This is a genomic window from Pseudomonas sp. NPDC089554 (assembly GCF_050280645.1).
GTDB lineage: Bacteria > Pseudomonadota > Gammaproteobacteria > Pseudomonadales > Pseudomonadaceae > Aquipseudomonas.
Map to the genome: position 1 here is coordinate 1 of NZ_JBNNVR010000074.1, position 14,155 is coordinate 14,155.

Genomic DNA, 14,155 nt, shown 5'->3' on the forward strand with positions numbered 1-14,155 from the left:
GATTGCAGGCACTAAAAAACCCGGCCAATGCCGGGTTTTTTAGTGGGTCGCAAGAAGTATTACTTCTTGGAGCGGCCCTTGAAGCTGTTGTCGCGGGTGTCGATGTCGATCCACTCGTCGATCTGGATGAAGTCGGCAACCTGGATTTCAGTGCCGTTGGCCAGTTTGGCCGGCTTCATCACCTTGCCCGAGGTGTCGCCGCGCGCAGCGTTCTCGGTGTAGACAACCTTGCGGCTGATGGTGGTCGGCAGTTCTACCGATACCAGGCGGCCTTCGAAGAACACGGCTTCGCAGACGTCTTCCATGCCTTCTTCGATGTACGGCAGAACGGCGTCGATGTCTTCGGCGTTCAGCTCGTACATGGTGTAGTCGCTGGTGTCCATGAAGGTGTACTCGTCACCGTTGATGAACGACAGGGTCGCTTCTTTGCGATCCAGGATCACGTCGTCCAGCTTGTCGTCCGCACCGTAGACGGTTTCGGTCTTGTAGCCGGTCAGCAGGTTCTTCAGCTTGGTCTTCATGATCGCGCTGTTACGGCCCGACTTGGTGAACTCAGCTTTCTGAACCAGCCACGGATCGTTGTCGATGCGCAGAACGGTACCGGGTTTGATTTCTTTACCAGTTTTCATTGCGTATATCCGAATCTGGATGGATTTATAAAAATCGAGGCCGCATATCATATCCAATTTCGGTAAAACTGCACCAGCGCTGTGGCAAGGTCCGGCCTAACGGCCTGCGCAGTGCACCAGTGCCGGGCGTGCGCCTGGAGTGCCTGCCAGTGCAGCAGCACCTGGCGCCAGGCTGCGCCCATGTCGCGGTCCATGTTCCAGGCGCGCCATAACTCGACCAGCGCATCCCCCGCTTCTTCCGACAGCCCTTGGCGATAATGCGCGAGGAAAGCTTCGAGCTTTTCCCAGTGCGCGTTCTCTTCCTGGACATAGATATGCCACAGCAGCGGCCGACCGGCCCACTGTGCGCGCACGAACGAGTCCTCGCCGCGCACGGCGTTGAAGTCGCAGCACCACAGCAGGCGGTCGTAGTCGTCCTGGCTGACGAACGGCAGGACCTGCACGCGTAACCGGCCCTTGTCCCGCACATCGCCCACGCCCAGCTGCGGTTCGACGAACCAGTGACGCAGGTCAGCCAGTACGCGCCCTTCGGGCACCAACAGGTGAGTGGGCTGCGCGTCATCGGCAAGGGCATCCAGCCACGCGCCCAATTGCCGATTCTCGTAGGCGAACAACGAGATCAGGCGCGTTCCGGGTTGCGGGTGCACCCCGAGCCTGGCGAGAAACGCCGCCTGCGCCGCCGGGTCGGCCTCGAAGGCATCGCGCCGGGGGACCAGGCTGGCCTCGCGCAGCAGCCCGCCGGTCTTGTCGGTAAAGCCTGGGAAGAAGAACCGCTTGCGCAGGCCATTGGGCTGGGGCGACGCCAGGCCGTGGCAGCCTTCGACCCAATCCTCGGCGCTCAGGTACTCGAGGTTCAGCCACAAGGCCGGGGTGGCCCGCTGGGCCAGCGCCTCGACATAGGCATCCGGCAATGCGCAGGCAAAGGCACCGATCACCACGTCGGCGGTGTCGGTGGGCGGCCAGTCGGGCGACCAGTGGCACACGAGCACGCCCTCCTGCCACTGCTGCCCGGCCAACGGGTCGGCCTCGGGGCACAGCCGCGCGAACGCGCCCAGGTCGTCGACCCACAGGCGCACGGCCAGGTCATGCTCGGCCGCCAATTGCCGGGCCAGACGCCAGGTCACGCCAATGTCGCCATAGTTATCGACGACCGTGCAGAAGATGTCCCAGCGGGTCTTCATCCCGTTCTTCCTCTCGACACGGAAAAAACAGCGGATTGTGCGGATTAATTCTCGCAGGCAAAAGCACCGTCACTGAAAAAACCTGTAGGGCCATGCGACAATGCCACCCTCGACCCGCCCTGCCAGGAGGCCGCCATGCCCCGCCACCGCGAACTGAAAATCACCCTCAAGCCTGTGCAGTTGATCCTGTGCGTGGCCTTCGGCCTGTGGCTCGGCGCCGTAGCCATCGCCTTGAGCCTGTGGCTGGCCTGGCGGGCCTGGCCCCAGCAGGTGGAGCCGCTGGCCCAGGCGGTCGCCCCGGCTGTCGTGGCCCCTGCGCCTACACCACCACCCGCCACGCAACCGGCGGATGCCCAGGCCGAGATGTTCGAGCGTTACAAGGACATCCTGCACAAGCAAGAGGCCCAGCAAGCCGCCGACGCCGCCCAGGGCAACATGCGCAACCTGAACAACCCCAAGTGCCAGTTCTGGCTGCAACAGAACCGCACCGCACCCACCGACAAGAGCCAGGCCAACGTGCTGGAATTCTGTTACTGACCATGGACAAGCCCACCCTCCTGGCACGTATCAACGCTACCCTCGAGCAGGACGTCGAGGTGCTGCGCCGCGCCGCCCAGACCGCCTACGAAACCGCTACCGCCGAAGAGAACATCGCCGAGAACAAGTACGACACCCTGGGCCTGGAGGCGTCTTATCTGGCCACCGGCCAGGCGCGGCGTACCGCCGAGATCCGCCAGGCGCTGCTGACCTACCAGCAGCTGGTGCTGCGCGACTACGACCCGGCGCGGGGAATCCAGCTGACCAACCTGGTGACACTGGAAGACGAGGATGGGGAGCAGCGCCTGCTGTTCCTCGGCCCTGAGGCGGCGGGCCTGAAGATCGGCGAGGGCGATGCGCTGGTGACGGTGATCACCCCGCGCTCGCCGCTGGGCCAGCAACTGCTCGGCAAACGGGTGGATGACGAAGTGAGCCTTGCAGTGGCGGGCGCCGTGCAGGTTCATGTCATTGTCGATGCAGTCTGAACCCTCCCCCACAACGCCTCCAACGCATTGAAACGCCGCTCCAGCCCCTGCTCGGCGAACTGCTCCACGAGGAAATCGACGAACGCCCGGGTCTTGCCCGGCAGTAACTTGTGCTCGGCGTAATAAAGGCTGACGCTGCCATCGTCCACGTACCAGTCCGGCAGCACCCGCTTTAGCTGCCCGCTGGTGTAGTAAGGCAAGGCGAACGGCAGGCTGACCAGGGCAATGCCCAAGCCCTGGGCCGCCACCGCGCAGGCGGCATCGGAGTCGCTCATGGTCATGCCCTGGCGCAAGGGCAAAGGCTGCTGCTCATGCCAACGGCTGGTCAACGGCCAGGAGCGCACGCGGCCGGTCTGTGGCGAACGAATCAAGATGCCGTCATGGCGCACCAGGTCGCCCGGCCCCTCGATCGGCGCATGCCTGGCCAAGTATTCGGGGGCGGCCACCAGCACCCGGTGCGCCGGGCCCAAGCGGCGGGCCACCACCCCCAGCGGCAGGTCGAAGCCGCCGCCAATGGCAGCATCGAAGCCCTGCCCGATCAGGTCGACCTGGCGATTATCGAAATGCCAGTCCGGGACGATCGCCGGGTAGCGCCGCAGGAACTCGCCCAACAGCGGCACCACGTACAACCGCCCGAATACCGTGCCCACGCTGACCCGCAGCAACCCGGCCGGCTGGCCCTCGCTGCTGGCCAGGTTGGCCACGGCGTGCTGGATGGTGCGAAAGCTGTCGCTGACCTCACCCAGGAAACGCTGCCCGGCCTCGGTAAGGGTGAGCTTGCGGGTGCTGCGCTGGAACAGGCGCACGCCCAGCCGCGCTTCAAGCTGGGCGACGTTCTTGCCCACTGCCGCCGGGGTCAATGACAGGCGCCGTGCGGCTTCGGCGAAGCTGCCGACCTCGGCACTGCGGATGAAGCACTCAAGGCTGCTAAACGATTCCATAAGCGATTACCAACTAAAAGTTCACTCTGATGATAGCGATTGCCATCTTATCAGCGAGTAATCCCGGGCCGATACTGACAGCCATCCAAGGCACTTCGCCTTGCTTCTTTTCAGGAGAGCAACATGTCCCAGCAATCGAGCCTCGCAGGCAAAGTCGCCCTGGTCCAGGGTGGTTCACGCGGTATCGGCGCCGCCATCGTCCGGCGTCTGGCCCGCGAGGGCGCACAGGTCGCCTTTACCTACGTCAGCTCCGCCAGCGCCGCCCAGGCCCTGGCCGAGGAAATCAACGCCGCCGGTGGCCACGCCCTGGCCCTGAAGGCCGACAGCGCCGACGCCAGCGCCGTGCAACAGGTGGTGGAAGACACCGTGAAGGCGTTCGGTCGCCTCGACATCCTGGTCAACAATGCCGGCGTGCTGGCCGTGGCCCCGGTGGCCGAGTTCGACCTGGGCGACTTCGACCGCCTGCTGGCCGTCAACGTACGCAGCGTATTCGTCGCCAGCCAAGCGGCGGCCCGGCACATGGGCCAAGGTGGCCGCATCATCAACATCGGCAGCACCAACGCCGAACGCATGCCCTTCGCAGGCGGCGCGCCCTACGCCATGAGCAAGTCGGCGCTGGTCGGCCTCACCCGTGGCATGGCCCGCGACCTCGGCCCCCAGGGCATTACCGTGAACAACGTACAACCCGGCCCGGTGGACACCGACATGAACCCGGCCAGTGGGGACTTCGCCGACAGCCTGATCCCGCTGATGGCCATCGGGCGCTACGGCCACGCCGACGAAATCGCCAGCTTCGTCGCCTACCTGGCAGGGCCTGAGGCCGGCTACATCACCGGCGCCAGCCTGACCGCGGACGGTGGCTTCGCCGCCTGACCTCAGATAAGGGACAGAGGCTATCGCCCTTGGGAAACGAAAGCCTCGTCCACCCGCGCCAGTTGCTCCTCGCCCAGCGTCCCGGCCTGCTGGTGCAGCTTGATCCAGGCCAGCAGGTAGTCGTAACGGGCCTGCGCCAGGTCGCGGCGGGTGGTGGCCAGCTGTTGCTCGGCATTGAGGACATCGAGGTTGACCCGCTCGCCCCCCAGCACACTCTTGCGAGTGGACACCACCAGCGCCTCGGCGGCGTGCAACGCCCGCTCATAGGCACGTAGGCGACTGGCGCCGGTCTGGCAGGCGTTGTACTGCTTGCGCAGCTCGATCAAGGTGCTGCGGGTGGTGCCGTCCAACTCGTACTCGGCCTGCTCCAGGTGACGACTGGCCTGGCGCGTCGAGGCGCTCACGCCGCCACCGGCAAACAGCGGCAGGCTGACTTCGATACCCACCGTGTTGGTGTCGTAGCGCTGGTTGTAGGTGTTGCCCGAGTCCGACTGCTGGCGCCGTGACGTGGCGTAGGCCGTCACCTTGGGCAAGTGCCCGGCGCGGTTGCGCTCCACCTCGAAGCGCGCCACCTCCAGGGCGTGGCGCTGGGCCCCAAGCTGCGGGTTGCTGGCCAGCGCCAGCGACTGCCAGGCCTCATAGCCACTGGGCGCCACCACCGGCAGGACAAAACCGGTGCGCAAGGGCGCCAACGCCTGCGCCGGCATCGCCGGCTCGCCGATCAACGCCCCCAGCTCGCGCAGGGCAGCATCCTGGTCGTTGCGTGCCTGGATCTCCTCGGCATCCGCCAACTCGAAACGCGCCTGGGCTTCAAGGATGTCCGTACGCGTGCCCTCGCCAGCCTGGAACAGGCGCGCGTTCTGCTCGAATTGCTGGCGGTAGGCCTGCTTGCTGGCCACGCTGATGGCGATCTGGTCTTGGGCAAACAGCGCCTGGGTATAGCTGGCCAACACCCGCACCAGCAGTTGCTGGCTTTGTTCGCGAAAGCTCTCGTCGGCGAACAGCGCCTGGGCCACGCCCTTGCGGTACGCCGCATAGGCCTCGTAGTCGAACAGCGGTTGCTGGAGCATGAACGACGAGCCATAGCTGTCGTAGCGACGGTCATCGCTCTCGCGCCGCGAACCACCCAGGTAGGTGGCCTCGGAATGGTTGCGGCCCTTGTTGTAGTGGTAGGACAGGTTGGGCAGTAGCCCGGCGCGGCCTATGGCGCGGTACTCCTGGCCAGCCTCGCGGGCCTTGAAGGCGCCGAGGTAGGCCGGGTCGCGGCGCAGCGCCTGTTCATAGACCTGGAACGGCCCCATGGCCGCCACGGCCATGCCAGGCGCAAGGGCGCAGGCCGCCAGCAGCCCGATCAAAGCAAACTTCATCGCAGGCAGTCCTTATTGTTCGGTCAAGGCAGTGCCTGCGCGGTCGAGCAGGGGCTTGAACAGGTAGTTGAGCAGCGAACGCTCGCCGGTGCGGACGAACAGCTCGGCGGGCATGCCCGGGCGAATCGCCAGGCCTTGCAAGCGCGCCAGGGCTTCTTCGCTCACCGTGCTGCGCAGCACGTAGTAAGGCTGGCCGGTGCGCTCGTCGAGCAACTGGTCGGCCGAGACCAGGGCCACTTCGCCGGTGACCCGTGGCGTGCGGTTCTGGTTGAAGGCGGTGAACAGGATGTCCACCGGCAACTGCGGCGCCACCTTGTCCACCAGGTTCACCGGCAGGCGCCCTTCCACTTCCAAAGCGGCGCCCTGGGGCACGATCTCCAGCAAGTGGTCGCCGGCACGCACCACCGCGCCTTCGGTGTGCACACCCAGGTTCACCACGATGCCCTCCGCCGGCGCGAGGACCTGGCTGTGGCCCAGCTCGAAGCGCGCCGAGTGCAATTGCTGCTCGAGGGTCGCGGCCTTGACCTGGGCATCGGCCAGCTGGCTGCGTACCTCCTTCTGGTACTCCTCGCGGCGCTGCTGCACGTTCAGCCGCGCCTCGACGATGCCCTGCTCCAGCCGAGCAGCATCGCCGGCGTTCTGCGCCAGGTCGCGTTGCACCTGGGACAGCTGGCGCTGGTACTCGAGCATGCGGTTGCGCGGAATATAGCCATCGCCGACCAGCGGGCGCAGGTTGTCCAGCTGCTCGCGCAACGAATCGGCCTGGGCCTGCAAGTCGCCACGAGCACGACGCATGCCCGCCAGCTGCGCCTGGGAGCCTTCGATGTTCGCGGCCTGCGCGCCCTGCTCACGCGCCAAGGCCTGGCGGCGGCTGTCGAACAGCTGGCGCTGGCCGTCCAGAACCAACTGCGACTGCGGGTCGGCATCGTCCAGCAACTCGCCGGGAAACTGCACCTGGCCCAGGTTGTCACGCTCGCTACGCCAGCGCGCCAGGTTGGCCTGGGCCATGCGGTACTGGGCCTGCAACGCGTCGACATCCGCCTGCACCTGGGTGCGGTCAAGACGCAGCAGCGGCTCGCCCTGGCGCACCACCTGGCCTTCGCGAACCAGAATACGGCTTACCACACCAGCGGACATCGACTGCACCACCTTGCGCTTGCCAGACACCACCACCGTGCCCTGCACCGCCACGCCCTGGTCCAGCGGCGCCAGGCTGGCCCAGGCCATGAAACTGCCAAAACCGAGCAAGGTCAGCAGCCAACCCAGGCGCACATGGAAACCCGCACTGCGCAGCGTCCGGCTCATGCGCCACCTCCGGCTTGCAAGGGCCGCACCGAGGCCTGGCCGAGGGCCTGGAGAATCTCCCGGGCCGGGCCAAAGGCCTGCATGCGCCCTTCGTTCATCACCAGCAGCTTGTCCGCCTGGGCCAGGGCTGCAGAACGGTGGGTCACCAGCACCACGGTGCGCCCCAGCGCCTTGAGCTGGGCGATGGCGGCGGCCAGCGCTGCCTCGCCGGGCGAATCGAGATTGGCGTTGGGCTCGTCGAGCACGATCAGGCACGGGTTGCCATACAGCGCCCGGGCCAGGGCGATACGCTGTTTCTGTCCACCGGACAGGTCGCTGCCCTCCTCGCCCAGGCGCGTGTCATAGCCCTGCGGCAGGCGCAGGATCAGCTCGTGCACACCGGCCAAACGCGCAGCCTCGACTATTTTGTGGCCGTCCAGCTCGCCGAAGCGGGCGATGTTCTCGGCGATGCTGCCGCGCAGCAGTTCGATGGTCTGCGGCAGGTAGCCGATGTAAGGGCCCAGGGCGTCGCGGTCCCACTGGCGCAACTCGGCGCCGTCGAGGCGTACGTGGCCGGCCAGCGGCGGCCATACGCCCACCAGCAACCGCGCCAGGGTCGACTTACCGGAGCCGGAAGCCCCGAGCACACCCAGCACCTCGCCGGATGCCAGGGCGAAACTCACCTGCTGCACGGTCGCCACCCGGCGCCCGGGTGGGCCGGCGCTGACCTGCTCCACCGCCAGTTGCCCAGTGGGCGCAGGCAACGGCATCGGTGCTGGCGGTTCGGGGTGGTCGCGCAGCAGCCCGTCGAGGCGCTTGTAGGCCAGGTGCGCGCCACTCCATTGCTTCCACACTGCAATCAATTGGTCGATCGGGCTGAGTACCCGGCCCATGAGAATGGAGCCAGCGATCATCATGCCCGGGGTCATCTGCCCCTCAATCACCAGCAATGCCCCCAAGCCCAACACCAGCGACTGCAGGCACAGGCGCAGGGCCTTGCTGGTGGCGGTGATCACTGCCGAGGTGTCGCTGGCCTGGTTCTGCAGGTCGAGGAAGCGCCCATGCACGACGAACCAGCGCTGGCGCAGGGCGCCGAGCATGCCCATGGCCTGGATGCTCTCGGCATTGAGCAGCTGGCTGCCGGCCAGGGCGCTGGATCGCTGCTGCAAGGCGCCGGCCTCGGCCATCGGCGTGTGGGTCAGGCGTTCGTTGAGCAGCGCCAGCAGCACCAGCAACAAGGCACCGGCGCTGGCCAGCACGCCGAGCCAGACGTTGAACAGGAAGATCACCGCCAGGTATACCGGGAACCATGGCGCATCGAAGAAGGCGAACAGCGCAGGCCCGGTGACGAACTGACGCACCTGGGTCAGGTCGTTCAACGCTTGCCCGGCAGCACCATCGCCTTGGCGCAAGTTGCGTTCGAACGCGGCCTGATAAACCTTGAGGTTGAAACTTTTTTCCAACTGGCTGCCGACGCGAATCACGATAAAACTGCGCACCGCTTCAAGTACGCCTATATAAACGAAGAACCCCACCACCATCAGGGTAAGCATCCACAAGGTGGTTTCATTCTGCGAACTCAGTACACGGTCGTACACTTGCAGCATATAAATAGACGGGACCAACATCAGCACGTTGATCAACGCAGTAAAACAACCCACGCTGATCAACGTTGATTTGAATTCGCCGAGTGCCGCCCACAAGGGCGCCCCGGGCATCTGGCTCGGTTGTTTCATGTTCTACCTTGGTTGCCGTTATAACTTGGCGGTTGGCTTATTGGCCTTGGCGTTCCAATACAAGTTGCCGACCCTCGGGCGAGGTCCAGGCATAACGCTGGGCGCCCTCGCGGCTGAAGTGCACCACCGAGGCGCCGTCGCCAGCGACCAGGGCCAGGGTATCGGGGGTCACCAGCCAGGACCCGGGGCGCAGGCCCAGCAGGCGCTCGGCGCAGGCCAGGTCGCCCTCGAGCGCACCTTCGCTGGCGGCCAGGCGCAGGGCGCAGCCGTCGGCCACCTGCTGCTGCGGGTAAAGCCGCCAGTCGCCGGCCAGTTGCGCGGCGTTGGGGAGTAACAGGCTGCTCGCCATACCTACCTCGGTCATCGACATCAGGGCAATCGCGCCCAGCGCGATCGTTCGTTTGATTGCTCGCATCCATCCACCTTCCCGTGGCAAGGGGCGGCCCAGCGGCCGCCCCCGCCCCGTCAGACCACGATATCCGTGGCGACGGCCTGGCCCACGGTGCTCACCAGGAAGTCAGCCAGGCTGCTGCCGGTGAAGTCGATGGCCAGGCTGCCCAAGTTGGTGGCCTGGTCATAGCTCAGGATCGCCTCGCCGGCACGGCCGGTAAAGGCGTCGACGAACTGCAACGGCAACTTGTCCTGGGCGAACGCGGCAATGGCCGACAGGTCGATCTTGTCCTGGCCGCTGACAAAATCCATGATCCGGTCCGGCGCCTTGGCCGTGGAGTCGCTGACGGCGGCGAACACGAAGGTGTCCGCGCCGCTGCCGCTCCACAGGGTATCGGCGCCGCCGCCACCGTAGATGATGTCGTTGCCGGCACCGCCCTTGAGCAGGTTGGCCACCTCGTTGCCGATCAGCAGGTCGTTCCCTGACCCACCAAAAGCGTTCTCGACGGTGACGCCTTTGGCGATGGAGACGTTGCCCACCATGCCGCCGACGTCGGAGAACGACGCCTGGTTGAGGTTGATCTTCTGGTTCTGGGTGAACCCGGAGAAGTCCAGGGTATCGTTGCCGCCGCCATCCCACACCGAGAACACCACTTTCGAAGCGGACGAGGTGGCCGAGTAGAAGTCGCGGTCGGCGGTGGAGTTGAAGCCGTACACGGTGTCGCCGGAGCGCGTGGCGTAGTTGGCGCCGTAGAGCTTCTGGATGGCCGCGATGTCGTCCATCAAAGGCGCCGAGGCGTAGTACTGCCCGCCACCCTTGACGAAGTTCTGCGCGGTGTTGCTTTCGCTCCAGTAGCTCATGACGCTGTAGCCGCGGGTGTCCTGGGCATACGAAGCATCACGGTAGCTCGGGTTGCCTTGGCCCGCGTTGTAGTCGCCGGGGTGGGACACGCCGAGCACGTGACCGATCTCGTGGGTCAGGGTCTGGCGCCCGTAGTTGCCGGTGCCCGGGGTGACGTTGACCTGGTAGCCGCTGTTGATCAGGTACCAGGACTCGCCCTTGTGCGAACCCGCGCCGTCGAACGGCAGGTAGGCGAATGCCGCCCCACCATCGTTGGCGCTGTAGTTGCCGAAGGTCATGTGACCGTCGCCACCGGACGCCGCTTGGGTGAAGGTCACCTTGGCCACATCGGCCCACGATTGCATGGCGAGCTGCGCCTGGGCCTTCTGCTGGGCGCTGAACTGGCTGAAGGTGCCCAGTTCGCGGCTGTAGAAGTCCGAGGGGGCTCGGGTCAGGAAGGTGTAGGTGAGGCTGATGGTGCCGTCCTTGTTCAGGTCCTTCCAGGCCGCGCCATCGCGCAGCAGCTGGGTGGCGGCCTGGTCGACCGTGAACGAAGGCTTGCCATTGACGTTCGCGCCACCGCGATCGTACTGGTGGCCGAAACTATTGATCAGCCCATAGGCGGAACTCGGGCCATGGGGTTGCAGCACCGAATCGGCCGAAACAATAGCATTTGCTTTGACTTTCGACATGCAGACACTTCCTTGTTTGCAAAATAAGTAATGGAGATCGAACAGGAGATCGCCAACTTCGGCGAGAGCATCCTGTCACTCGCCCTGTTAAGGCGTAAAAAAACTGACACATCCAGAAACTTTCTGTCCAGTGTTTTTTAGCGGTAACTAGAAGTACCACTACCCCAGGGCTTTATACATCAGCCATGGGCGATAAGTTTTATCCGAGGGTTACCCGCAATCTCAATAATGGCTCGTGGCCTTATTGTTCAATTCGCGGAAATTTAATTATGAAAATGCGACTTCAAGTTAGTGACCGACCGGTCTGTTTCGTCTGTCCATTGCGCCGGCGCGACAAACTAACGCACGACCCTCCGTCGCCTGCTCGTTGACTTGCCCGCGACAGCAGCGCTCAGTAAGTGCTGGCTACAGCCCACCCACGGACAGGATGACGACATGACAAGACTCACGGTGCAATCCGGCGATTTCTTGCAAGGTGAAGGCGAATATCGCAACGGCGCGCTGACGCTCAAGACCCCCCGCAGCCCCTCGCCAGGAGAACGGATCTCCCTGGCGCGGGTCACCGACCTCAAGCTGGCCTGCCTGGAGTCGAGCCGCAACCTGGGCAGTGCGCTCGGCTGGGGCGTCGCCGGCGCCTTGGTAGCAGGCCCGGTGGGCCTGCTGGCTGGGCTCTGGCTGGGCGGCAAGGAAGAAGAAGCGACCTTCCTCGCCACCTTCAAGGATGGCCGCAAGCTCTTGGCCATTACCGACGGCAAGACCTGGTCGAAGATCGACGACACCTGGCGCAAGCACCAGCGGCCTGTCGGCAACTGATGAACGAACACGGCTGGGGCCCACAGGGCTCCGGCCCGCTTAGAAAACCCACGAATCCACGCCCTGGCCCTGCTAACATGACGCCCTTTTCGCCTGCCGGTGCAACGCCGCCAGGCCCACCCGCGTTCGCGTCTGTTTCCAGGAGCCTTGCATGACCCCGCTTCGCCCCCGCCTGCCCCTTGGCCTGCTCGGCCTGGGCCTTGCCCTGCATGGCAGCCCGGTACTGGCCGCCGAGCGCGTGACCCTGGCCCCGGTGCAGGTCACCGACCGCGTCGATGACACCGGCTACCAGGCCCGCGAAGCCCAGGTGGGCGGCTGGCAGGCGGCGCCGGTGCTGGATACCCCGGCGTCGATAAGCGTATTCAGCCGCGAGCTGCTGGACGACCGCCAGGTGCGTACCCTCAGCCAGGTGCTGCAAAGCGACGCCTCGGTTGGTGAGAGCTACGCCCCCATCGGCTACTACGAGAACTTCAACGTTCGCGGCTTCGAACTCAATGCCGCCAGCAGCTACCGGATCAACGGCCAGACCATCGCCGGCGAGCAGAGCGTGGCGCTGGAGAACAAGCAGCAGGTCGAACTGCTCAAGGGCCTGTCGGGCCTGTACAGCGGGGTGTCGGAGCCGGGCGGGCTGGTCAACTACGTGACCAAGCGCACCGAAGACGTGCGCAGCGTCAGCGTCTCGACCAACGAACAGGGCGAGCTCTACCTGGCCACCGACCTTGGCGGCTGGTTCGGCAGCGAGCGCCAGTTCGGCCTGCGCGCCAACCTGGCCCACGAGGACATCCGCTCCTATGTCGACCACGCCGACGGCAAGCGCGACTTCGCCTCCTTGGCCTTCGACTGGCAGATCAACCCCGACGCCACCCTGCAACTGGATGCCGAATACCAGCACCGCGAGCAGTATTCGGTGCCGGGCTACCAACTGCTCGGCGGCACCCAGTTGCCGCATTCGATCGACCCCAGCGACCGCCTGGCCTACCAGTCCTGGGCCAAGCCTGTGCAGACCGATTCGCTGAACCTCGGCGGGCGCTTCGAATACCGCTTCAACGACGCCTGGCGCGGCACCCTCAGCGCCTCGCGCAGCAAGGTGGTGATCGACGACTACAGCGCGTTCGCCTGGGGCTCCAGCGAGGGGGCTTTCTTCGGCAGCAACGGCGACTACGACATCTACGACTTCCGCAGCCCCGACGACACCCGGCGCATCGACGAGGCCCAGGCCACCCTGGCGGGGAACTTCCAGGCCCTGGGTGTAGGCCATGAGCTGACCGTGGGCACCAGTGCGCAGCGCCGCACCCTCGACCAGCGCCCCTACTACAACGAGTGGCTCGGCACCGGCAACATCGGCAGCGGCGCCCCGGCGCTGGAGCCGTCCGACAAACCCATCGGCGCTAGCGAAAAGCGCCTGGACAGCCGCCAATATGGCCTGTTCGTCAACGACCGCATCAGCTTCAACGAGCAGTGGCAAGCCGTGCTCGGCGCCCGCGGCGTGCGCCTGGACGAAAAGACCTGGAGCGAAACCGGCGAGCCTGGCCGTCATACCCAGCAATACGAGGTGCTGCCCAATGCTGCGCTGATCTACAAGCCGCAGCCGGACACCACGCTGTACGCCAGCTGGTCCAAGGGCCTGTCGGCCGGCGGTACCGCGCCCTGGTACGCCAGCAACGCTGCCGAGATCCTCGCGCCGACACTTTCGCGCCAGCTGGAAATCGGCATCAAGCGCGACTGGCAAGGCATGAGCCTGAGCGCCGCGCTGTTCCAGATCCGCCAGGCCTATCAATACGCCCGCCCCGAGGGCGCCGGCGCCCTCACCTATGTGCAGCAAGGCCAGCAGAAGAACACCGGTCTGGAGCTGGGCGCCAGCGGCTGGGTGACGTCGAAGCTGCAAGTGCATGCCAGCGCCGCGGCCATTCGTGCCCGGGTCAAAGGCAGCGGCACCGAGGCCTACGAAGATCACCAGGCGATCAACGTGCCGCGCCTGCGCGCCACCTTGCAGGCCGACTACAGCTTGCCGGTGCCGGGCCTGGCACTGCTCGGCGGCGCCCGCTACAGCGCCAGCAAGTACGCAAGCCAGGCGGGCAACGTGGAGGTGGGCGCCTACACGGTGTTCGACATCGGCAGCCGCTACCGCACCAACATCGGCGGCTATGACACCGTGCTGCGCCTGACCGTCGACAACGTCTTCGACAAGCGTTACTGGCGCGATGTAGGGGACTACCTGGGTGACAACTATCTGTTCCAGGGGGCGCCGCGAACGGCGCGGTTGTCGGCTTCGGTGAGTTTCTGACACAAGACCTTGCCCGCAGCTGAGGGCTTCGCCCTTGCTCGCGGGCAAGGCGAAGCACCGAAGCGCCGTGAAGAGGCTCCGGCAGCCTGCAACGAAATTATT

At 65.5% G+C, this 14,155-nt stretch carries 13 protein-coding genes; 5 read left to right on the top strand and 8 right to left on the bottom strand.

What is annotated here, in order from left to right:
• Positions 1–59: 59 nt before the first annotated feature.
• Positions 60–629 carry an elongation factor P gene (gene efp, locus ACQKPE_RS19590; RefSeq protein ID WP_375101972.1) on the bottom strand — a complete coding sequence of 190 codons (570 nt, stop codon included), beginning with the start codon at positions 627–629 and terminating at the stop codon, positions 60–62.
• 47 nt (positions 630–676) lie between these two features.
• Positions 677–1,810 carry an elongation factor P maturation arginine rhamnosyltransferase EarP gene (earP, locus tag ACQKPE_RS19595; RefSeq protein ID WP_427668271.1) on the bottom strand — a complete coding sequence of 378 codons (1,134 nt, stop codon included), beginning with the start codon at positions 1,808–1,810 and terminating at the stop codon, positions 677–679.
• 135 nt (positions 1,811–1,945) lie between these two features.
• Between earP and ACQKPE_RS19600 the strand changes: the two genes are divergently transcribed.
• Together ACQKPE_RS19600 and ACQKPE_RS19605 are read left to right on the top strand one after the other, a co-directional pair.
• Positions 1,946–2,347, top strand: a complete 402-nt coding sequence (locus ACQKPE_RS19600; RefSeq protein ID WP_427668272.1) for a hypothetical protein — start codon at positions 1,946–1,948, stop codon at positions 2,345–2,347.
• 2 nt (positions 2,348–2,349) lie between these two features.
• Positions 2,350–2,832: a GreA/GreB family elongation factor gene (locus ACQKPE_RS19605; protein WP_427668273.1), complete on the top strand. Its 483-nt coding sequence runs from the start codon at positions 2,350–2,352 to the stop codon at positions 2,830–2,832.
• Here ACQKPE_RS19605 and ACQKPE_RS19610 read toward each other — a convergent pair.
• Complete coding sequence (locus tag ACQKPE_RS19610) at positions 2,808–3,773, bottom strand: LysR family transcriptional regulator (protein ID WP_427668274.1); 966 nt, start codon at positions 3,771–3,773, stop codon at positions 2,808–2,810. The two genes, ACQKPE_RS19605 and ACQKPE_RS19610, sit on opposite strands and share 25 nt — an antisense overlap.
• 123 nt (positions 3,774–3,896) lie before the next feature.
• Between ACQKPE_RS19610 and ACQKPE_RS19615 the strand changes: the two genes are divergently transcribed.
• Positions 3,897–4,646, top strand: coding sequence for a 3-oxoacyl-ACP reductase family protein (locus tag ACQKPE_RS19615; protein ID WP_427668275.1), 750 nt, complete (start codon positions 3,897–3,899; stop codon positions 4,644–4,646).
• Between the two features lie 20 nt (positions 4,647–4,666).
• Here the strand turns inward: ACQKPE_RS19615 and ACQKPE_RS19620 are convergent, their stop codons facing one another.
• From ACQKPE_RS19620 to ACQKPE_RS19640, 5 genes are read right to left on the bottom strand one after another with little or no spacing between them, the layout of a single operon-like run.
• On the bottom strand, positions 4,667–6,013 hold the full coding sequence (locus ACQKPE_RS19620) for a TolC family outer membrane protein (RefSeq protein ID WP_427668276.1): 1,347 nt from the start codon (positions 6,011–6,013) through the stop codon (positions 4,667–4,669).
• Between the two features lie 12 nt (positions 6,014–6,025).
• Positions 6,026–7,318, bottom strand: coding sequence for an HlyD family type I secretion periplasmic adaptor subunit (locus tag ACQKPE_RS19625; RefSeq protein WP_427668277.1), 1,293 nt, complete (start codon positions 7,316–7,318; stop codon positions 6,026–6,028).
• Positions 7,315–9,033: a type I secretion system permease/ATPase gene (locus ACQKPE_RS19630; protein WP_427668278.1), complete on the bottom strand. Its 1,719-nt coding sequence runs from the start codon at positions 9,031–9,033 to the stop codon at positions 7,315–7,317. Before ACQKPE_RS19630 ends, ACQKPE_RS19625 begins: the two co-directional genes overlap by 4 nt.
• Positions 9,034–9,070: 37 nt before the next feature.
• Positions 9,071–9,448, bottom strand: a complete 378-nt coding sequence (locus ACQKPE_RS19635; protein ID WP_427668279.1) for an AprI/Inh family metalloprotease inhibitor — start codon at positions 9,446–9,448, stop codon at positions 9,071–9,073.
• A gap of 50 nt (positions 9,449–9,498) precedes the next feature.
• Positions 9,499–10,956, bottom strand: coding sequence for a serralysin family metalloprotease (locus ACQKPE_RS19640; RefSeq protein ID WP_427668280.1), 1,458 nt, complete (start codon positions 10,954–10,956; stop codon positions 9,499–9,501).
• A gap of 435 nt (positions 10,957–11,391) precedes the next feature.
• Here ACQKPE_RS19640 and ACQKPE_RS19645 point away from each other — a divergent pair, with 435 nt between their 5' ends.
• Together ACQKPE_RS19645 and ACQKPE_RS19650 are read left to right on the top strand one after the other, a co-directional pair.
• Positions 11,392–11,769: a hypothetical protein gene (locus ACQKPE_RS19645; protein ID WP_427668281.1), complete on the top strand. Its 378-nt coding sequence runs from the start codon at positions 11,392–11,394 to the stop codon at positions 11,767–11,769.
• Positions 11,770–11,920: 151 nt separating this feature from the next.
• Positions 11,921–14,053: a TonB-dependent siderophore receptor gene (locus ACQKPE_RS19650; RefSeq protein ID WP_427668282.1), complete on the top strand. Its 2,133-nt coding sequence runs from the start codon at positions 11,921–11,923 to the stop codon at positions 14,051–14,053.
• Positions 14,054–14,155: the final 102 nt, after the last annotated feature.